General features: G+C 58.1%; 17 protein-coding genes. 16 read left to right on the forward strand and 1 reads right to left on the reverse strand.

Going from position 1 to position 19,531, the window contains the following annotated elements:
* Nucleotides 1-62: 62 nt before the first annotated feature.
* The gene (gene map, locus G5193_RS10165; protein WP_421205927.1) at nt 63-851 is read right to left on the reverse strand and encodes a type I methionyl aminopeptidase; all 789 of its coding nucleotides are present in this window, start codon (nt 849-851) and stop codon (nt 63-65) included.
* A gap of 371 nt (nt 852-1,222) precedes the next feature.
* Between map and rpsB the strand changes: the two genes are divergently transcribed.
* From rpsB to dnaE, 16 genes are all read left to right on the forward strand, one after another.
* Nucleotides 1,223-1,951, forward strand: coding sequence for a 30S ribosomal protein S2 (rpsB, locus tag G5193_RS10170; RefSeq protein WP_204385178.1), 729 nt, complete (start codon nt 1,223-1,225; stop codon nt 1,949-1,951).
* 104 nt (nt 1,952-2,055) lie between these two features.
* Nucleotides 2,056-2,937 carry a translation elongation factor Ts gene (tsf, locus tag G5193_RS10175; RefSeq protein ID WP_204385179.1) on the forward strand — a complete coding sequence of 294 codons (882 nt, stop codon included), beginning with the start codon at nt 2,056-2,058 and terminating at the stop codon, nt 2,935-2,937.
* A gap of 71 nt (nt 2,938-3,008) precedes the next feature.
* Entirely contained in the window at nt 3,009-3,743 is a 735-nt protein-coding gene (pyrH, locus tag G5193_RS10180; protein WP_005343782.1) for a UMP kinase, read from the forward strand.
* 48 nt (nt 3,744-3,791) lie between these two features.
* Nucleotides 3,792-4,349 (forward strand): ribosome recycling factor, encoded by a 558-nt coding sequence (gene frr / locus G5193_RS10185; RefSeq protein WP_216951882.1) that lies wholly within the window; start codon nt 3,792-3,794, stop codon nt 4,347-4,349.
* A gap of 72 nt (nt 4,350-4,421) precedes the next feature.
* Nucleotides 4,422-5,198, forward strand: a complete 777-nt coding sequence (uppS, locus tag G5193_RS10190; protein WP_216951881.1) for a polyprenyl diphosphate synthase — start codon at nt 4,422-4,424, stop codon at nt 5,196-5,198.
* A 27-nt stretch (nt 5,199-5,225) separates the two neighbouring features.
* Nucleotides 5,226-6,083, forward strand: coding sequence for a phosphatidate cytidylyltransferase (locus G5193_RS10195; protein WP_227341179.1), 858 nt, complete (start codon nt 5,226-5,228; stop codon nt 6,081-6,083).
* Entirely contained in the window at nt 6,083-7,279 is a 1,197-nt protein-coding gene (ispC, locus tag G5193_RS10200) for a 1-deoxy-D-xylulose-5-phosphate reductoisomerase (RefSeq protein WP_040066582.1), read from the forward strand. The genes G5193_RS10195 and ispC overlap by 1 nt, the downstream gene beginning before the upstream one ends.
* Nucleotides 7,279-8,631: a sigma E protease regulator RseP gene (rseP, locus tag G5193_RS10205; RefSeq protein WP_236302881.1), complete on the forward strand. Its 1,353-nt coding sequence runs from the start codon at nt 7,279-7,281 to the stop codon at nt 8,629-8,631. Before ispC ends, rseP begins: the two co-directional genes overlap by 1 nt.
* Nucleotides 8,632-8,665: 34 nt before the next feature.
* Nucleotides 8,666-11,197, forward strand: a complete 2,532-nt coding sequence (gene bamA / locus G5193_RS10210) for an outer membrane protein assembly factor BamA (RefSeq protein ID WP_204385182.1) — start codon at nt 8,666-8,668, stop codon at nt 11,195-11,197.
* A 149-nt stretch (nt 11,198-11,346) separates the two neighbouring features.
* Nucleotides 11,347-11,859: an OmpH family outer membrane protein gene (locus tag G5193_RS10215; protein WP_005338563.1), complete on the forward strand. Its 513-nt coding sequence runs from the start codon at nt 11,347-11,349 to the stop codon at nt 11,857-11,859.
* 3 nt (nt 11,860-11,862) lie between these two features.
* Nucleotides 11,863-12,882, forward strand: a complete 1,020-nt coding sequence (gene lpxD, locus G5193_RS10220) for a UDP-3-O-(3-hydroxymyristoyl)glucosamine N-acyltransferase (RefSeq protein ID WP_005338561.1) — start codon at nt 11,863-11,865, stop codon at nt 12,880-12,882.
* 24 nt (nt 12,883-12,906) lie between these two features.
* The gene (gene fabZ / locus G5193_RS10225; RefSeq protein WP_005338559.1) at nt 12,907-13,368 is read left to right on the forward strand and encodes a 3-hydroxyacyl-ACP dehydratase FabZ; all 462 of its coding nucleotides are present in this window, start codon (nt 12,907-12,909) and stop codon (nt 13,366-13,368) included.
* A 5-nt stretch (nt 13,369-13,373) separates the two neighbouring features.
* Entirely contained in the window at nt 13,374-14,165 is a 792-nt protein-coding gene (gene lpxA, locus G5193_RS10230) for an acyl-ACP--UDP-N-acetylglucosamine O-acyltransferase (protein ID WP_005338557.1), read from the forward strand.
* Nucleotides 14,158-15,297, forward strand: coding sequence for a lipid-A-disaccharide synthase (gene lpxB / locus G5193_RS10235; RefSeq protein ID WP_227341174.1), 1,140 nt, complete (start codon nt 14,158-14,160; stop codon nt 15,295-15,297). The genes lpxA and lpxB overlap by 8 nt, the downstream gene beginning before the upstream one ends.
* 119 nt (nt 15,298-15,416) lie before the next feature.
* Entirely contained in the window at nt 15,417-16,007 is a 591-nt protein-coding gene (gene rnhB, locus G5193_RS10240; protein ID WP_421205928.1) for a ribonuclease HII, read from the forward strand.
* 38 nt (nt 16,008-16,045) lie between these two features.
* Nucleotides 16,046-19,525 (forward strand): DNA polymerase III subunit alpha, encoded by a 3,480-nt coding sequence (gene dnaE, locus G5193_RS10245; RefSeq protein WP_236356388.1) that lies wholly within the window; start codon nt 16,046-16,048, stop codon nt 19,523-19,525.
* Nucleotides 19,526-19,531: the final 6 nt, after the last annotated feature.

A 19,531-nucleotide genomic window follows, 5' to 3' on the forward strand; every position in this document is an offset into this window, starting at 1 on the left:
GCATATGGCTGAAACGGGCAGTAAAAACCCCGGCGCTTTTCGCTAAGGGCCGGGGTTCGATGTTAGCTGTGTTTGATGACGCGGTCGATAGTGTCGTCGGGGCGCAGGGTCAGCACTTCGCAGCCATCTTCGGTTACCAGCAGGGTGTGTTCCCACTGGGCGGAGTCGCCGCCATCCTTGGTAGTCACGGTCCAGCCATCCTTCGGATTGACCTTGCAGTGGTACTTCTTGCTGTTGACCATCGGCTCGATGGTGAAGCACATGCCCGCCTTCAGCTCCAGCTTGCCGCCGTTGCGGTAGTGGAGGATCTGCGGCTCTTCGTGGAACTCGGCACCGATGCCGTGGCCACAGTAGTCACGCACCACGGAGAACCCGGCCTTCTCGACGATGGGCTGGATCACGGCGCCGATCTCGGTGATGCAGGCGCCCGGGCGCACCTTCTTGATGGCGGCGTAGAGGCTCTCTTGCGCAATCTTGCAGAGCTGACGACGCAGCGGGGTGGTCTCGCCCACGATGAACATGGCGGAGGTGTCGCCGTGGTAGCCATCCTTGATGACGGTGATGTCGAGGTTGATGATGTCACCATCACGCAGCTTCTTGTGGTTCGGGATGCCGTGGCAGATCACATCGTTCACCGAGGTGCAGATGGATTTGGGGAAGCCGTGGTAGTTGAGCGGAGCCGGGATAGCCTGCTGCACATCAACGATGTAGTTGTGGCAAAGGGTGTTCAGTTCGTCAGTGGTGACGCCAGCTTTGACATGGGGCGCAATCATGACCAGCACATCGGCGGCCAATTGGCCGGCAACGCGCATCTTTTCAATCTCTTCCGGTGTCTTGATTTTAATGGACATGGGATCTCTCTTGGGACCTGATCGCGCATCTATCGATGTCCGGCAATCAGGTAATGAAAAATAGATGCGTTTGCAATCAGGCCAAAATTTTATCCGCAACCCCCGCGTACTTCCAGTGTGATTGTCATCACAGCGTCAAATGGCAGTCGCAACCTCCTCTGGCGGGATCCAGATTTACACCTGTTTAGAGTGTCGGCCGGTGGTGTCCTGAACAAAGTTATGGTATAAAGCGCGCCGGAATGGGGAACTTGCGTCCCGATTTCATCACCCTTACTTAAACAACACACACACATCGACACATATGCCGGGGTGCCTTAACGGGTCGGTTATATGGGATGTGTGGAGGCCTAACCCCAATACAGAGGTATAAAATGGCTAAAGTTTCTATGCGCGACATGCTGCAAGCCGGCGTTCACTTCGGTCACCAGACTCGTTACTGGAACCCGAAAATGAAATCCTACATCTTCGGTGCCCGCAGCAAAGTTCACATCATCAACCTGGAAAAAACCGTTCCGATGTTTGACGATGCCATGAACTTCATCAGCTCCGTAGCTGCCAAGAAAGGCAAGGTACTGTTCGTAGGTACCAAGCGTGCCGCGTCTGAAGCCGTAAAAGAAGCCGCTGAGCGTTGCGACCAGTTCTATGTTAACCACCGCTGGCTGGGCGGCATGCTGACCAACTGGAAAACCGTTCGTCAGTCCATCAAGCGCCTGAAAGATCTGGAAACCCAGAGCCAGGACGGTACCTTCGAGAAGCTGACCAAGAAAGAGGCGCTGATGCGTACTCGCGAAATGGAAAAGCTGGAGAAGAGCCTGGGTGGTATCAAGAACATGGGCGGCCTGCCTGACGTTCTGTTCGTTGTCGATGCCGACCACGAGCACATCGCTATCAAAGAAGCCAACAACCTGGGTATCCCGGTAGTTTCCATCGTTGATACCAACTCCAACCCGGACGGCGTTGATTACGTCATCCCGGGTAACGACGACGCTATCCGTGCCGTACAGCTGTACCTGAATGCTGCTGCTGACACCGTACTGGAAGCTCGCGAGCAGGACATCGTTGTTCAAGCCGAACAAGATGGCTTCGTTGAAGCTGAGTAATTGATAAGGTCTGCAAAGCCCTTATTAACCAAGCTGATGTAATTGGTTAGCAGGGGCCCTTGTGGCCCCTGTTTCTTGTCAATTCAAGACCGAGGATACTGGACATGGCAAACATTTCTGCCGCCCTGGTAAAAGAACTGCGCGAGCGCACCGCCGCTGGCATGATGGATTGCAAAAAAGCACTGGAAGAGGCCAACGGCGATATCGAGCTGGCCATCGAGAACATGCGTAAATCCGGTCAGGCCAAAGCCGCCAAGAAAGCTGGCCGTATCGCCGCTGAAGGTGTGATTTTCGCCCGTACCGAAGGCAAAGTTGCCGTCATGATCGAGCTGAACTGCGAGACTGACTTCGTTTCCAAGGATGCCGGTTTCCTGGCCATGGGTCAGAAGATCGTCGAGATCGCAGCTACCCAGAAGATCGCAGACGTTGATGCGCTGAAAGCCGCTGATTTTGGCAACGGCGAATCCGTAGAGCTGACCATCACCAACCTGATCGCCAAGATCGGTGAGAACATGAACCTGCGTCGCGTGATGCTGGTTGAAGGTGACAACCTGGGCACCTACGTTCACGGTTCCCGCATCGGTGTTATCACCAAGCTGACCGGTGGTTCCGACGAACTGGCCAAAGATCTGGCCATGCACGTTGCAGCCAACAGCCCGCAATTCGTCAAGCCTGAAGATGTATCTGCTGAAGTCGTTGCCAAAGAGCGCGAAATCCAGATCGACATCGCCATCAACTCCGGCAAGCCGAAAGAGATCGCCGAGAAGATGGTTGAAGGTCGCATGAAGAAGTTCACCGGTGAGGTTTCCCTGACTGGTCAGCCGTTCGTGAAAGATCCTTCCATGACTGTTGCCGAGCTGCTGAAGAAAGAAGGCGCTGACGTTGTCTCCTTCACCCGTTTCGAAGTGGGCGAAGGCATCGAGAAGCAAGAGACCGATTTCGCTGCTGAAGTTGCAGCCCAAATCGCGGCCGCTCAAAAGGCCTAATCGAACCGGTTTTTCCGTTTCCCCAGACCGCGACTTATGTCGCGGTCTTTATATGACCAGGAATCAGTGACATGAGTACCAATCCCAAACCTGCATACAGACGTGTTCTTCTGAAGTTAAGTGGTGAAGCCCTGCAAGGATCCGAGGGTTTCGGCATTGATCCGGCAGTGCTGGAGCGGATGGCCCAAGAGATCAAAGAGCTGGTTGAGCTGGGTGTTCAGGTCGGTCTGGTCATCGGTGGCGGCAACCTGTTCCGTGGTGCCGGTCTTGCCAAGGCGGGCATGAACCGCGTGGTGGGCGACCACATGGGTATGCTGGCAACCGTGATGAACGGTCTGGCCATGCGTGATGCTCTGCATCGTGCTTATGTGAATGCCCGTCTGATGTCTGCCATTTCCCTGCAAGGGGTTTGTGATTCCTACAGCTGGGCCGAGGCAATCAGCCAGCTGCGTGCAGGCAAAGTGGTGATCTTCTCTGCCGGTACTGGCAACCCCTTCTTCACTACCGATTCTGCAGCTTGCCTGCGCGGGATCGAGATCGAAGCCGATGTAGTGCTCAAGGCCACCAAGGTTGATGGTGTATACAACGAAGATCCAGTCAAGAATCCGGATGCCGTGCTGTACCATGAATTGAGTTATGATGAAGTTCTTGAAAAAGAGCTCAAGGTGATGGATCTTGCTGCTTTTACTCTGGCACGTGACCATGATCTGCCGATCCGGGTGTTCAACATGAACAAGCCGGGCGCTTTGCGCCGGGTTATCATGGGTGAGCCGGAAGGTACCCTGATCCATTACGTCAGCAAATAATATAGATGCGAGCCGCATGGCGGCTCGTTCGCCAAAAGGAAAACCGCTGTGATCAACGAGATTAAAAACGACGCCAAGGAGCGTATGGGCAAGAGTGTCGAATCACTCAAGACCCAGATGTCCAAGATCCGTACTGGCCGTGCTCACCCGAGCCTGCTCGACGGCATCCAGGTTGAGTATTACGGTGCTGCCACTCCGCTGAAACAGTTGGCCAACGTCGTGGCAGAAGATGCTCGCACCCTCTCCATCTCCATTTTCGACCGCTCCATGATCCAGGCGGTAGAGAAGGCGATCCTGACCTCCGATCTGGGCCTGAACCCCTCCAGCAATGGCCAGACCCTGCGCGTGCCGCTGCCTCCGCTGACCGAAGAGCGCCGTCGCGACCTGACCAAGATCGTCCGTGCCGAAGCGGAAAACGCCCGTGTTGCCGTGCGCAACATTCGCCGCGATGCCAACGCCGACCTGAAAGCGCTGCTGAAGGACAAAGAGATCTCCGAAGACGACGACCGTCGCGCCCAGGAAGAGATCCAGAAACTGACTGACTCCTACATCAAGCTGGTCGATGAGGCTCTTGCTGCAAAGGAGAAGGAGCTAATGGAAATCTAAGCGCCTGAAAGGTATATTACGAGCGCCGTGTAGTGCCCCTGCACGGCGCTTTTGTCTTTGTGGGAGAAAACCATGTCGCTTTTGGCTGCGTTGGGTGATTGTGCCAACTCGTCTTTACCCCGTCACGTCGCCATCATCATGGATGGTAACGGTCGCTGGGCCCAGAACCGAGGCAAGATGCGGGTTTATGGCCACAAGGCGGGCGTCAAGTCAGTGCGCGAGGCCGTTACCTTTGCTGCGCGAGCCAAGATCGAGGCATTGACCCTGTTTGCATTCTCCAGCGAAAACTGGCGTCGTCCGGAAGGGGAAGTCAGCGCCTTGATGGAGCTGTTCATTACCGTGCTGGGCCGCGAGGTGAACAAACTTCACAGTCACGGGATCCGGCTCAGGGTGATTGGCGATACCGCTCGCTTCAGTGATCGGTTGCAGGCCAAAATCGCCAAGGCGGAAGCCTTGACCGCCAATAACAAGGGATTGACCCTGAATATTGCGGCCAACTATGGCGGCCAGTGGGATATCGCTCAGGCGGCTCGCAAGCTGGCCCGCGCGGTTGTTGCCGGTGAACTGGCCGCCGATGACATCGATGAATCCATGCTTGGTCGCGAAGTGTGTATGGCCGACCTGCCGCCGGTGGATCTCCTGATCCGTACCGGTGGCGATCATCGCATCAGCAACTTTGTGTTATGGCAGCTCGCCTATGCAGAGCTCTATTTTACCCCGGTATTGTGGCCCGATTTCAACGAGGCCGAGTTCAGTGAGGCGGTTGCCTCTTTCGTTGCCCGCGAGCGTCGCTTCGGTTGCACGGGTGAACAGATACGGGAATTGATCGCCGAGCAGCAGACCGGCTAAACCCCGCTCCCAAGAGAGAGGTTTCTTTTGCTAAAACAACGAATTATTACTGCTTTGATGTTGATCCCCCTGGTGTTGGGGGCGCTCTTCTTTCTGCCATTGAAATTTTTTGCCCTGTTGGCAGCGCTGGTGTTTTTGTTGGCCAGTCGCGAATGGAGTGGGTTTGTCTCTGCTGCTCCGCAGCAATGGTTACCCATCGTATTTTGTCTGTTGCTCGGTGCCAGCCTCTTTTGGCTGCCGGTGGAGCAACTCTGGACGCCTCACCTGCACCCCCTCGTGATGGGCGTGCTCTGGACCGCGGTAAGCTGGTGGTTGCTGGGTCTGCTGCTGGTGCTGCGTTATCCCCAAAGCGCCAAGCTGTGGAAAGAGTCTCTCTGGCTCAAGTCCCTGTTTGGTCTGGTGACCCTGGTTCCCTTCTTCTGGTCGCTGGTCGCCATCCGTGGTTACAACTTTTACCATGACCCCATGATGGGCGCCTGGATCCTGTTGTTCGTGATGGGACTGGTCTGGGCGGCAGATTCTGGCGCGTATTTTTTCGGCAAGGCGTTCGGTAAGCACAAGCTGGCACCGGCTGTGAGTCCGGGCAAAACCATCGAAGGGATGTGCGGCGGCCTCTTTACCGCCAGCCTGCTGGCCATCGGTGTCACCTGGTCGATGGGATTTGTTCCTGCCAAGATGATCACCGTGCTGTTTTGCTCTCTGCTGGCGGTGCTAGCCTCCGTACTCGGCGATCTGACCGAAAGCATGTTCAAGCGCGAGGCGGGCATCAAGGACTCCGGCACCCTGTTGCCGGGTCATGGCGGCATTCTCGACCGGATCGACAGCCTGACCGCCGCCCTGCCGGTGTTTCTGCTCAGTTATCTGCTACTCAGTCAGGAGTTTTGATGCACAAGTCACTGGTTATTCTGGGGGCCTCTGGCTCCATTGGTCAGAGTACCTTGAAAGTGCTGCGCCATAACCCGGGCAGTTGGCAAGTATTGGCGTTGACCGCCGCCCGCAACGTGGATGCCATGTTGCGGGACTGCCTCGAATTCTCCCCCCGTTTTGCCGTGATGGTCGATGAGGATGCCGCCCGTGAACTGGCTGCCCGTCTGAAAGCGCACGGCAGTGCGACCCGGGTCATGTCTGGTGCAGCAGCCCTCTGCGAGGTTGCCGCTCACCCCGACACCCATAGCGTGATGGCCGCCATCGTCGGTGCGGCCGGACTGGCCCCGACCATGGCCGCGGTACGTGCCGGCAAGCGAATTTTGCTGGCCAACAAGGAGGCGCTGGTGATGTCCGGTGCTTTCTTCATGGAGGCCGTGCGCGAACATGGCGCCGAGCTGCTGCCCATCGACAGCGAACACAATGCTATCTTCCAGTGTCTGCCGACCGCCGTGCAGCGCCAGCCCGGTTTTTGCGATCTGGCGGCGGCGGGGATCAGCAAGATTTTGCTGACCGGTTCTGGCGGCCCGTTCCGTTACACCGAGATCAGCGAGCTGGCGAAGGTGACGCCGGCGCAGGCCATCGCTCATCCCAACTGGTCGATGGGGGCCAAGATTTCGGTCGACTCCGCCACCATGATCAACAAGGGGCTGGAGTACATTGAGGCGCGCTGGCTGTTCAATGCGGCGCCCGAGCAGATCCAGGTGGTGATCCACCCGCAGTCGGTGATCCACTCCATGGTGCAGTATAAGGATGGCTCCGTGCTGGCCCAGCTTGGCAATCCGGATATGTGTACCCCCATCGCCCATGCGCTGGCTTATCCCAATCGCATCCCCTCCAGTGTGGAACCTTTGGATTTCTTCAGTGTCGGAGAGTTCAGCTTTATCCGGCCTGATTATGATCGCTACCCCTGTCTGGCGCTGGCCATCAATGCCTGCCAGAAGGGACAAGCGGCGACCACTGCGCTCAATGCGGCCAACGAGGAGGCGGTTGCCGCCTTCCTGGCCGGGCGCATCGGTTTTATGGATATTGCCCGGATCAACGAGGCAGTGATGCTGGCGCTGGAGAGCAGCGCCGTCGGCTCGCTCGATGATCTGTTTGCCCTGGACGGTGCGGCAAGAGCCCGTGCTCACACTTTGATTGAGGAGCTTGGCTGATGGGCGGTGTGTTGTGGAATATCGGTGCTTTTGTTGTTGCGCTGGGCCTGCTGGTCGCGGTGCACGAGTTTGGTCACTTCTGGGTGGCCCGTCGTTGTGGCGTCAAGGTTGAGCGCTTCTCCATCGGTTTTGGCAAGGCGATCTGGCGCCGGATGGGTAAAGATGGCACCGAATATGTGCTGGCGCTGATCCCGCTCGGTGGTTACGTCAAGATGCTCGATGGCCGGGTCGATGAACTCAAGCCCGGTGACGAGCAGTATGCCTTCAACCACAAGAGTGTCTGGGCGCGGATGGCGATTGTCGCCGCAGGTCCCATGGCCAACTTCGTGTTTGCCCTGTTTGCCCTCTGGCTGATGTTTATCATCGGGGTGCCGAGCGTCAAGCCGGTGATCGGTGAAGTGCGTCCGGCATCCATCGTGGCCGAGGCGGGTGTGCTGCCCGGGATGGAGATTGTCGGGGTCGGCGATGAGCTGACCGGTGACTGGGAGAGCGTCACCTACGCTCTTATCAGTCATCTGGGTGATGATGCAGTGACTCTCAAGGTGCAGGCACCCAATACCAGCTATGCCACCGATAAAACCTTGTCGCTGACCGGCTGGACCTTCGATCCGGATAACGAGTCGCCTATCGGCAGCTTGGGGATCGTCCCCCTGAGTGGCAAAGTGCTGCCCGTCGTGGCTGCAGTGGTGGCCAAGAGTGCCAGTGAAAAGGCGGGGCTGCAGGTCGGTGACCGTATCAAACAGGTCGGCGATCAGCCTATTACCGCGTGGGCCCAGTTTGTCGAACTGGTGCAGCAGGCACCGGGCGAACCCCTTCAAGTGGTGGTTGAGCGCAACAACAGTGATCTCAACGTGACCCTGACCCCGGATAGCCGCAAGGTGCAGGGCAAGCTGGTGGGATTCGTCGGTCTCTCACCGCAACTGGTTCCATTACCGGATGAATATCGAATTCTGTTACAGTATGGGCCTTTGCAGGCGCTGTGGCATGGCGCGGACAAAACCTGGAGCCTGATCACGCTCACCTTTGACATGATTGGCAAGTTGATTGGTGGCATCGTGTCGCTGGACAACCTGAGTGGCCCCATCTCCATTGCCAAGGGCGCCGGCAGCAGTGCCGACTATGGTCTGGTCTATTTCTTGAGTTTTCTGGCGCTGATCAGCGTCAATCTGGGGATTATCAATCTGTTCCCCCTGCCGGTGCTTGATGGTGGCCATCTGGTCTATTTCCTGATCGAAGCGGTCACCGGCAAGCCGGTATCAGAGAAAATACAGGAAGTGGGTTTCAGGATCGGTGCCGCCATTCTGATGTTATTGATGGGCATTGCGCTGTTTAACGATTTCGCTCGCCTCTGAGGCCAGAGCATCAACAAGGACACATAAGAACAAAATGGCTGTTAAAAAAGCATTGGTGTTGAGTTGCCTGCTGGGTGCCAGTTTCCTGGCCCAGGCGGCCCCTGCCTCTTTTGTGGTGCAAGATATCCAGGTCGAAGGTCTGCAACGGGTGACCCTGGGTGCCGCACTGTTGAACCTGCCGATCCGGGTCGGTGATACCGTCGACTCCGTGGCTCTGGCCAGCGCCATCAAAAAGCTCTACGCCTCGGGTAACTTCGAGGATGTGAAGGTTTACCGTGACGGCCAGGTGCTGCAGGTGATGGTCAAGGAGCGTCCGACCATCTCCAGCATCGAGTTTGCCGGCAACAAGGATATCAAAGAGGAGCAACTGACCCAGAGTCTGGAGTCCTCCGGTATCCGTGTGGGTGATCCGCTGGATCGCACCGTACTCACTTCCCTCGAGAAGGGACTGGAAGATTTCTACTATGGCGTGGGTAAATACTCCGCCAAGGTCAAGGCCATCGTCACCCCGTTGCCGCGCAACCGGGTCGACCTCAAGTTCACCTTCGTGGAAGGGGAAGCGGCCAAGATCCAGCAGATCAACATCGTCGGCAACAGCGTCTTCCCGGAAGAGAAACTGATTGCCCAGCTCTCCCTGCGCGACGAAGTGCCCTGGTGGAACTTCACCGCCGATCAGCGCTATCAGAAACAGAAGCTGGCGGGTGATATCGAGACCCTGCGCTCCTACTACATGGATCGTGGCTATATCCGCTTCCAGCAGGAGTCTACCCAGGTCTCCATGACCCCCGACAAGAAGGGCGTTTACGTCACCCTCAACATCAAGGAAGGGGATCAGTACAAGGTCTCCGGTGTCCAGCTCAAGGGTGACCTGATCGACCGCGGTGGCGAGATGAAGGGATTGATCCCGATTGCTGCCGGCAGCACCTACTCTGCCAGTCAGGTGACTCATACCGAAGAGGTGCTCTCCAAGTTCCTCGGCCGTTACGGCTACGCCTATCCGAAAGTGGTCACCTTCCCGCAGATCAATGACAAAACCAAGGAAGTGGAGCTGATCGTCAACGTTGAGCCGGGCCCCCGTGTCTATGTGCGCAATATCAACTTCAGCGGTAACGCCACCACCGAAGATCAGGTGCTGCGTCGCGAGATGCGCCAAATGGAGGGCACCTGGCTCTCCTCCGACAACATCGAGCAGTCCAAGAGCCGTCTCAACCGTCTCGGTTATTTCGAGAGTGTAGAAGTGGACACCAAGCGGGTGCCGGGCAATGATGACCTGGTTGACCTCGACTTCAAGGTCAAGGAGCAGCCAGCAGGCTCCATCAACGCCGGTATCGGTTACGGCACCGAATCGGGTCTGAGCCTGCAGGCGGGGATCTCCCAGGACAACTTTATGGGTACCGGTAAAAAGGTCTCCATCAACGCCAGCACCAACGACTACTCCAAGAACGTCGATCTGAGCTACAACGACCCCTACTTTACCGTGGATGGTGTCAGCCTGGGTGGTCGGGTCTACTACAACCAGTTCCGCGCCGATGATGCCGATATCGTTGATTACGAGAATGAAACCATCGGTTTCCGTCTCTCCAGCGGCTTCCCGGTCAATGAGTTCAACCGTCTCGACTTCAGTACCGGTATCGAGAGCACCAAGCTGAGCCGTCCGTCATTCAATGCCCAGAACTATCAGGAGTGTCTGAAGGACAATCCGGATACTGATGGCAATACCTACTGCTGGGATCAGTGGAATGATAACCGCCAGTCGGTACAGATGGATCAGTTCTGGAATGCTTACTCACAGGATGGTTCCAACCTCGATTTCGTGACCGTTGATGTCACCGCTGGCTGGACCCGCTCTACCCTGAACAAGGGGATGTTCCCGACTTCTGGCGATCGTCAGCGTATCAACGCCAAGGTGACCGTACCGGGCATGGAGCTGCAGTACTACAAGCTCTCAGCCGAGGATGCCCACTACTTCCCGCTCGATGCGGATCACAGCTGGGTAATGATCGGCAAGGGTCGTGTCTCCTACGGTAACGGCTATGGCGATGACTCCATGCTGCCGTTCTTCGAGAACTACTATGCGGGTGGTTTCGATACGGTGCGTGGCTTCAAGAGCAACACCATTGGTCCCAAGGCGATCTACAAGACCTACAACAAGCCGGGTGCTGGCAGTTGCACGGGTTCTCAGCCGTGTGAAACTGGTTACTACGAAGGTTCCGACACCTCGGTGGGGGGCAACGCTCTGGCCGTCGCTTCACTGGAGCTGGTCTTCCCGACCCCGTTCGTCTCCGAGACCTATCGTCCGCAGATCCGTTCCACCGTCTTTATGGACGCAGGTACCGTCTGGAGCACCGATTTTGCCAACGGAGCATATCCTTGCGCCGCCGGTTCTGATTGCAACTATCTGAGCCAGGACTACTCCAACCCGGGCAATATCCGGGTCTCTGCCGGTGTCTCCCTGCAGTGGCTCTCGCCGATGGGGCCGCTGGTGTTCGCCTTGGCCAAGCCGATCAAGAAATATGAAGGGGATCGCACCGAGTTCTTCTCCTTCAACATCGGTCGTACTTTCTAAGCAGAGTTTCGCCCCCACCCATGCGGTGGGGGTCTTCGATGATGGGACGCGCGGTATGCGTGCCTCACCAGGTAACAAGACGGTCCTAACGCCGCTTGCATAATCGGGTAAATCAGGTAGCCCTCGCCATGAGGGAACAAGGAGTAAGTGTGAATAAAGCGTTGAAAGTAGCTGGTTTGAGCTTTGCACTGATGGCTGCCGGCATGGGTTCTGCCTTCGCTGAGACCAAGATCGCCGTGGTCGACATGGGCGAAGTCTTCCAAAAGCTGCCCCAGCGTGAAGCCGTTGCAGCCAAGCTGAAAGGTGAATTCGAGCCGCGCATGCGTGAGCTGCAGAAGCTGGAACAGGAAGGCCAGAAGCTGGTCGAGAAGTTCCGCAAGGATGAAGCCTTCATGAGCGCCGAGCAGAAGAAGCAGAACCAGGAGAAGCTGGCCAAGCTGCAGATGGAGTTCAACCAGAAGCGTCAAGCCTTTGAGCAGGACAACGGCCGCCGTCAGTCCGAAGAGCGCAACAAGATCCTGACCAAGGTGCAGGCTGCCATCGATTCCATCGCCAAGAGCAATGGTTACGATCTGGTGCTGGAGCGCAATGCCGCCCCGTATGCCGCCAGCAAGCTGGACATCTCCGGCCAGGTTATTTCTCAGGTAAGCAAGAGCAACTAATTGATGGCATTCACTCTCGCACAGCTGGCCCAGCAACTGGGGGCCCAGGTCCATGGCGACGGAACCCTGGAAATCCGCAAGGTAGCGACACTGGAAAAGGCCGGGGAGGGGGATATCACCTTCCTGTCCAACAAGAAGTACCGGCACTATCTGGAGCAGAGCAAGGCGACCGCCGTGCTCATTACCGAAGCGGATCTGCCATTTTGTCCCACCAATGCCCTGGTGCTCAAAGACCCCTATGTGGGCTTTGCCCGGGTAGCCCAACTGCTGGACACCACCCCGCAGCCGGCCACGGATATCCATCCGAGCGCCGTTATCGCGGCTGACGTGCAACTGGGCGAGAGAGTGGCCATCGGCGCCAATGCAGTGATCGAATCCGGCGTCGTGCTGGGTGACGATGTACGCATTGGTCCGGGCTGTTTTGTTGGCAAGAATACCCGGCTGGGAGCCCGCTCCCGGCTGTGGGCCAACGTCACCCTCTATCACAATGTGACCATGGGCACCGACTGTCTGGTTCAATCCGGCACAGTGATCGGCGCCGATGGTTTCGGTTATGCCAACGAGCGTGGCGAGTGGATCAAGATCCCCCAGCTCGGCGGTGTGACCATTGGCAACCGGGTCGAGATCGGTGCCTGTACCACCATTGACCGCGGTGCGCTGGAAGATACCCGCATCGCTGACAACGTCATCATCGACAACCAGTGCCAGATCGCCCACAACGTGGAGATCGGTTACGGCACCGCCGTGGCGGGTTCCACCGTGATGGCTGGTAGTCTCAAGGTCGGCAAATACTGTATCATTGGCGGCGCTTCCGTCTTTAACGGGCATATGGAGATCTGCGACCAGGCCACCGTTACCGGTATGGCCATGGTGATGCGACCCATTACCGAGCCCGGTGTCTACTCTTCCGGCATCCCTCTGCAAACCAATAAAGAGTGGCGCAAGACCGCCGCCCGGGTGATGCGTATCGAAGAGATGCACAAGCGGTTAAGCAAGCTTGAGAAGAAGCTGGATCAAGAATAATCACGATTGGTATAGGGTACTGTTTTGACTACTGAAAAGAAGAGCCTGGGTATCCAGGAAATCATGGATCTGCTGCCCCACCGTTATCCGTTCCTGATGGTGGATCGTGTAGACGACTACGAGATCAGCGATGAGCGCAAAACCCTGCGCGCTATCAAGAACGTCTCGTTCAACGAGCCGATCTTCCAGGGGCACTTCCCGGCCAAGCCGGTGTTCCCAGGGGTACTGATCCTGGAAGCGATGGCACAGGCCACCGGTATCCTGGCCTTTACCATGGTGGGCAAACCGTCTCCCAACGAACTCTACTATTTTGCCTCAATCGACAACGCTCGCTTCAAGCGTCCGGTCGGCCCCGGTGACCAACTGGTGCTGGACGTGGAGTTCCTGAAAGAGCGTCGCGGTATTGCCAAGTTCACCGGTGTCGCCACCGTCGACGGTGAAGTGGTCTGTACCGCCGAGCTGATGTGCGCCAAACGCGAGGTTTAACACACGTGATCGACCAGACTGCCATCATTCACGATACTGCCATCGTCCATGAGTCTGCCGTGATCGGTAAAGGGGTTGAAATCGGCCCCTTTTCTGTCATCGGCGCCGAGGTGGAAATCGGTGACAACACCTGGGTAGGTTCCCATGTGGTGATCAAGGGCCCGACCAAGATTGGTCGCGGCAACAAGATCTTCCAGCACACCTCCATCGGTGAGGATTGCCAGGACAAGAAGTACGCCGGTGAGCGCACTTTCCTCGAGATTGGCGACAACAACGTCATTCGCGAGAACTGCACCTTCCACCGCGGTACCATTCAGGATCAATCCCTGACCAAGGTGGGCAGCGGCAACCTGTTCATGGTCAACGTCCACGTTGCCCACGACTGCATCATTGGTGACAACTGCATCTTCGCCAACAACGCGACCCTGGCTGGCCACGTGGTGATCGGTGATTTCGTGATCTTTGGTGGTCTATCCGCCATTCACCAGTTCGGCCGCGTCGGTTCCCATGCCTTCGTCGGTGGCTGCGCCGCCCTGAACAAGGACGTACCGCCTTACGTGATGGCTGCCGGCAACTACGCCAAGCCGTTCGGGGTGAACTCCGAAGGTCTGCGTCGCCGCGGTTTCAGTGCCGAGGCCATCTCTGCCGTCAAGCGTGCCTACAAAGAGATCTTCCGCTCCGGCAAGACCATCGAAGAGGTGCTGCCGGTGCTGATCGAGATGGCGCAAGCCGAACCGGCTGTCCAGCTCTATGTGGACTTCCTCAAAGACAACGAGCGCGGGATCATCCGTGCCTGATCCGGTTCGTATCGGTATCGTCGCCGGAGAGGTCTCCGGCGACATTCTGGCTGCCGGTCTGGTGCGCGAGCTGCAGGCCCGCTACCCGGATGCGCAGTTTGAAGGGATCGCCGGGCCGCGGATGCAGGCCCTCGGCGTCAAGGCCCTGTTCGAGATGGAAGAGCTCTCCGTCATGGGGATCACCGAGGTGCTGGGCCGTCTGCCGCGCATCCTCAAGGTCCGTCGCGAACTGTTGCGCCACTTTATTGCCAACCCGCCCGATATCTTTATCGGCGTGGATGCACCGGATTTCAATATCGGAGTGGAGCTGAAACTGCGCCGCGCCGGTATCAAGACGGTTCACTATGTCAGCCCCTCGGTGTGGGCCTGGCGTCAGAACCGCATTCACAAGATCAAGGCCGCTACCGACATGGTGCTCGCCTTCCTGCCGTTCGAGAAAGCCTTCTACGACCGCTTCGACGCCCCTTGCCGTTTTGTCGGTCACACCATGGCGGATGATATTCCGTTGGTGCCGGATCAGGCTGCCGTGCGTCGTAATCTCGGTATCGATGCCAATCGCCGCTGGCTGGCGGTGCTGCCGGGCAGCCGAACCGCAGAAGTGGGCTTTATGTCTCCCCTGTTTCTCGAGGCGTGCAAACACCTGACGGTGCGCTATCCGGATCTCGGCTTCATTGTGCCGCTGGTCAACCAGAAACGGCGCGAGCAGTTTATGACCATCAAGGCCGAGGTAGCGCCGGGTCTCGACATGGTGCTGCTGGAAGGGCAGGGCCGCGAGGCGATGATCGCCGCCGACGTGGTGATGCTGGCCTCCGGTACCGCGGCGCTCGAAGCCATGCTGGTGAAAAAGCCGATGGTGGTGGGTTACAAGCTCAAGTCCTTCAGCTATTGGCTGGCCCAGCGACTGGTAAAGACCGAATTTGTCTCTCTGCCCAACCTGCTCGCCGGTCGCATGCTGGTGCCGGAACTGATCCAGCACGAGTGCACCCCGGAGAATCTGGTGGAAGAGGTGAGCAAGTACTTCGAGCACGACAACAGTGCGCTGGTCAACACCTTCACCGAGCTGCACCAGCTGATCCGCTGCAATGCCGACTCGCAGGCTGCCGATGCGGTGGCGGATCTGCTCGGCAGATAACGCTATTTCGGACCGTCGATTGCGCCGAGCAGCCCGTTAATCCGTTTTCCGAGCGGTGATGCCGCGCCAGTCGACCCCTGTCAGGCCCCACGGGGCCTGTTTTGATTCAAGGCTACAAGATGATGAGCGATATTCCTGACGACAAGCTGGTTGCCGGTGTGGACGAAGTGGGTCGTGGCCCCCTGGTGGGCGACGTGGTCACCGCTGCGGTCATTCTCGATCCCGCCAATCCGATTGTCGGACTGGCTGACTCCAAGAAGCTCTCCGAGAAGAAACGGCTGGCGCTATTTGACGAGATCAAAGAGAAAGCGCTCGCCTGGGCTATCGGTCGCGCCACTCCGGAAGAGATCGACGAGCTCAACATCCTGCATGCCACCATGCTGGCGATGCAGCGCGCCGTAGCAGGGCTGAAGGTGACACCCGAGCTGGTCTTTATCGATGGCAACCGCTGCCCGGCATTGCCGATGGAATCGCGCGCCGTGGTCAAGGGTGATAGCCTGGTGGCCGCCATCAGTGCCGCTTCGATCCTTGCCAAGGTAACCCGCGATGCGGAGATGACCGAGCTGGACAGCCGTCATCCCGAGTATGGTTTTGCCCGCCACAAGGGGTATCCGACTGCTGAGCACCTCGCCATTCTGGCAGAGCGCGGCCCGCTGCCCGAATATCGCAAGAGCTTCAAACCGGTGCGCCGCGCACTGGGGATCGAGTAGACCATGCCATTTAGTTTGAGCAGCGAGAGGAGATGACGATGGCTGAACCCCGTTTTATCCACCTGCGAGTCCACTCCGACTTCTCCATGGTCGATGGCCTGCAGAAGATCAACCCCATCGTCGGGGCGGCTGCGGCCAACAACATGCCGGCGCTGGCGCTGACCGATCAGATGAACATGTGTGGCCTGGTGCGCTTCTATGGCGCGGCCCACGGCAAGGGGATCAAGCCCATTGTCGGTGCCGACTTTTGGGTGCAGAGCGATGAGCTCGGCGACGAGCAGTTCCGTCTCACCCTGCTGGCCATGGATAACGACGGCTACCAGAACATCACCTTGCTTATTTCCCGCGGTTACCAGCGCGGCCATGTGCAGGGGCGGCCGGTTATCGACAAGAGCTGGCTCGCCGAGCATGCCAAGGGGGTGATCGTCCTCTCCGGCGGCCGCGAGGGGGATGTGGGCAAGTTCCTGCTCAAGGGCAACCGGCAGATGACCGAGCAGTGTGTCGCCTTCTATCAGACCCACTTCCCCGATGCCTACTATCTCGAACTGCTGCGCACCGGTCGACCCGACGAAGAGGTCTATCTGCACATGGCGGTGGCCATCGCTACCGAGTTCGAGCTGCCAGTGGTCGCCACCAACGAGGTGGTGTTCCTTAACGCCGATGACTTCGATGCACACGAGATCCGGGTTGCCATCCACGATGGCTATACCCTGATGGACAAACGCCGTCCCCGTCGCTACAGCCCCCAGCAGTACCTGCGCAGTCAGGAGGAGATGGCGGAGCTGTTTGCCGATATCCCCGAAGCGCTGGAAAACACAGTGGAGATCGCCAAGCGCTGCAACGTGACGGTGCGTCTTGGCGAGTACTTCCTGCCCAACTTCCCGACCGGCGACATGACCACCGAAGATTTTCTGGTGGCCAAATCGAAAGAGGGTCTGGAGGAGCGTCTCGAGTTCCTGTTCCCGGATCCGGCGGTGCGGGCCGAGCGTCGTCCCGAGTATGACGAGCGTCTCGATGTTGAGTTGAAAGTGATCAACCAGATGGGCTTCCCGGGTTACTTCCTCATCGTGATGGAGTTTATCCAGTGGTCCAAGGACAACGGCATCCCCGTTGGCCCGGGCCGGGGCTCGGGTGCGGGCTCTCTGGTGGCCTACGCCCTCAAGATCACTGACCTCGACCCGCTGGAATTTGACCTGCTGTTCGAACGTTTCCTGAACCCCGAGCGGGTATCCATGCCCGACTTCGACGTCGACTTCTGCATGGACAGGCGCGATGAAGTGATCGAGCACGTTTCAGATATGTATGGTCGGGAGGCGGTCTCCCAGATCATCACCTTCGGCAGCATGGCGGCCAAGGCGGTGGTGCGGGATGTGGGCCGGGTGCTGGGCCACGCCTACGGCTTTGTGGATCGTATCTCCAAGCTGATCCCGCCGGATCCGGGCATGACGCTTGCCAAGGCATTCGAGGCTGAGCCCAAGCTGCCCGAGCTCTACGAACAGGATGAGGAGGTCAAAGACCTCATCGACATGGCTCGCCGCCTGGAAGGGGTGGTGCGCAACGCCGGTAAACACGCCGGTGGCGTGGTGATCGCACCCACCAAGATCACCGACTTTGCGCCGCTCTACTGCGATGACGAAGGCCATCACCCGGTCACCCAGTTCGACAAGAACGACGTGGAGTACGCCGGGCTGGTGAAGTTCGACTTCCTGGGTCTGCGGACCCTCACCATCATCGACTGGGCGCTCGGCATGATAAACCCGCGTCTTGCCAAAGAGGGCAAGCCGCCGGTCGACATCGCCGCCATCCCCATCGATGACAAGAAGTCGTTTGACCTGCTGCAGCGTTACGAGACCACGGCAGTATTCCAGCTGGAATCCCGCGGCATGAAGGATCTCATCAAGCGGCTGCGCCCCGACTGCTTCGAAGACATGATCGCACTGGTGGCCCTGTTCCGACCGGGCCCGCTCCAGTCAGGCATGGTGGATAACTTCATCGACCGCAAACACGGTAATGAAGCGATCTCCTATCCGGACGAGAAGTGGCAGCACGAGAGCCTGAAACCGATTCTGGAACCGACCTACGGCATCATCCTCTACCAAGAGCAGGTGATGCAGATCGCCCAGACCTTGGCGGGCTATACGCTGGGTGGCGCGGACATGCTGCGCCGTGCCATGGGTAAGAAAAAGCCCGAGGAGATGGCCAAGCAGCGGGCTGGTTTCGAGGAGGGCGCCGTCAAGAATGGCGTCGACGGTGAACTGGCGATGAAGATCTTCGATCTGGTGGAGAAGTTTGCGGGCTACGGCTTTAACAAATCCCACTCCGCCGCCTATGCGCTGGTCTCCTACCAGACCCTCTGGCTCAAGACCCACTTCCCGGCCGAGTTCATGGCGGCGGTCATGACCGCCGATATGGACAACACCGACAAGATCGTGACCCTGGTGGATGAGTGCCAGCGGATGGGGCTCACCGTGATCCCGCCGGATGTGAACACTGGTCGCTATCGCTTCTCGGTCAACGAAGATGGCCATATCGTCTACGGGATCGGGGCGGTGAAAGGGGTCGGTGAAGGCCCCATCGATGCGATCTTGAGCGCCCGGGATCAGGACGGCCCGTTCCGCGATCTGTTCGACTTCTGCAACCGGGTCGATATCAAGAAGCTCAACAAGCGGGTGATGGAGAAGCTGATCCTCTCCGGCGCCATGGATCGGCTCGGCCCCCACCGCGCCGCCCTGATGGCAACGCTGGAGGAGGCGATGCGTGCCGCCGAGCAGCACGCCAAGGCGCAGGCGGTGGGGCAGGTCGACATGTTCGGCGTGCTCACCGAAGAGATTGACGACGTCAAGAAGGCGTTTGCCAACGTGCCGCACTGGCCTGACAAGGTGTGGCTGGAAGGGGAGCGCGAGACCCTCGGGCTCTATCTCACCGGTCACCCCATCAACCAGTACAGCAGCGAATTGCGTCGTTATACCTCGGGTCGCCTGTGCGATCTGCATCCCACTTCACGCGATACCGTAACCACGGCGGCGGGGCTGGTGATTGCGGCCCGCAGCATGGTGACCAAGCGTGGCAACAAGATGGGGATCTTCACCCTGGACGACCGTTCCGGTCGCCTCGATGTGACCCTGTTCAGTGAAGCGCTGGAAAAATATGAAGAATTGATGCAAAAAGACCGCATTTTGGTGGTTTCTGGACAGGTCAGCTTTGATGACTTCTCCGGTGGCCTTAAAATGTCGGCTCGAGAATTACTGGATATCAACGATGCGAGGGAGCGTTTTGCCAGAGCAATCCGCATCTCCCTCGATGAACAGCGGATTGATGATCGCTTTTTCCCGCGTTTGTGCGAGATTTTGGAGCCCGCCCGTGCCGGAGTCTGTCCGGTTCAGGTAAACTATCGTCGCCCCGGCTCCCGGGTGCGATTGACGCTCGGTACCGAGTGGCGGGTGACGCCCACCGATCAACTGATAGATGACTTGCGAGTCCTGCTTGGACGAGAGCGGGTTGAATTGGTTTTTGATTAGAGGTTC

The sequence above is a fragment of the Aeromonas sp. 601027 genome (genome assembly GCF_049174455.1).
In the GTDB taxonomy this organism is placed as follows: domain Bacteria; phylum Pseudomonadota; class Gammaproteobacteria; order Enterobacterales; family Aeromonadaceae; genus Aeromonas; species Aeromonas veronii_A.

Coding starts and splice junctions, on each gene's coding strand:
- map (WP_421205927.1), bottom strand. CDS start 851: ATGTCCATTAAAATCAAGACACCGGAAGAGATTGAAAAGATGCGCGTT.
- rpsB (WP_204385178.1), top strand. CDS start 1,223: ATGGCTAAAGTTTCTATGCGCGACATGCTGCAAGCCGGCGTTCACTTC.
- tsf (WP_204385179.1), top strand. CDS start 2,056: ATGGCAAACATTTCTGCCGCCCTGGTAAAAGAACTGCGCGAGCGCACC.
- pyrH (WP_005343782.1), top strand. CDS start 3,009: ATGAGTACCAATCCCAAACCTGCATACAGACGTGTTCTTCTGAAGTTA.
- uppS (WP_216951881.1), top strand. CDS start 4,422: ATGTCGCTTTTGGCTGCGTTGGGTGATTGTGCCAACTCGTCTTTACCC.
- ispC (WP_040066582.1), top strand. CDS start 6,083: ATGCACAAGTCACTGGTTATTCTGGGGGCCTCTGGCTCCATTGGTCAG.
- rseP (WP_236302881.1), top strand. CDS start 7,279: ATGGGCGGTGTGTTGTGGAATATCGGTGCTTTTGTTGTTGCGCTGGGC.
- bamA (WP_204385182.1), top strand. CDS start 8,666: ATGGCTGTTAAAAAAGCATTGGTGTTGAGTTGCCTGCTGGGTGCCAGT.
- lpxD (WP_005338561.1), top strand. CDS start 11,863: ATGGCATTCACTCTCGCACAGCTGGCCCAGCAACTGGGGGCCCAGGTC.
- rnhB (WP_421205928.1), top strand. CDS start 15,417: ATGATGAGCGATATTCCTGACGACAAGCTGGTTGCCGGTGTGGACGAA.
- dnaE (WP_236356388.1), top strand. CDS start 16,046: ATGGCTGAACCCCGTTTTATCCACCTGCGAGTCCACTCCGACTTCTCC.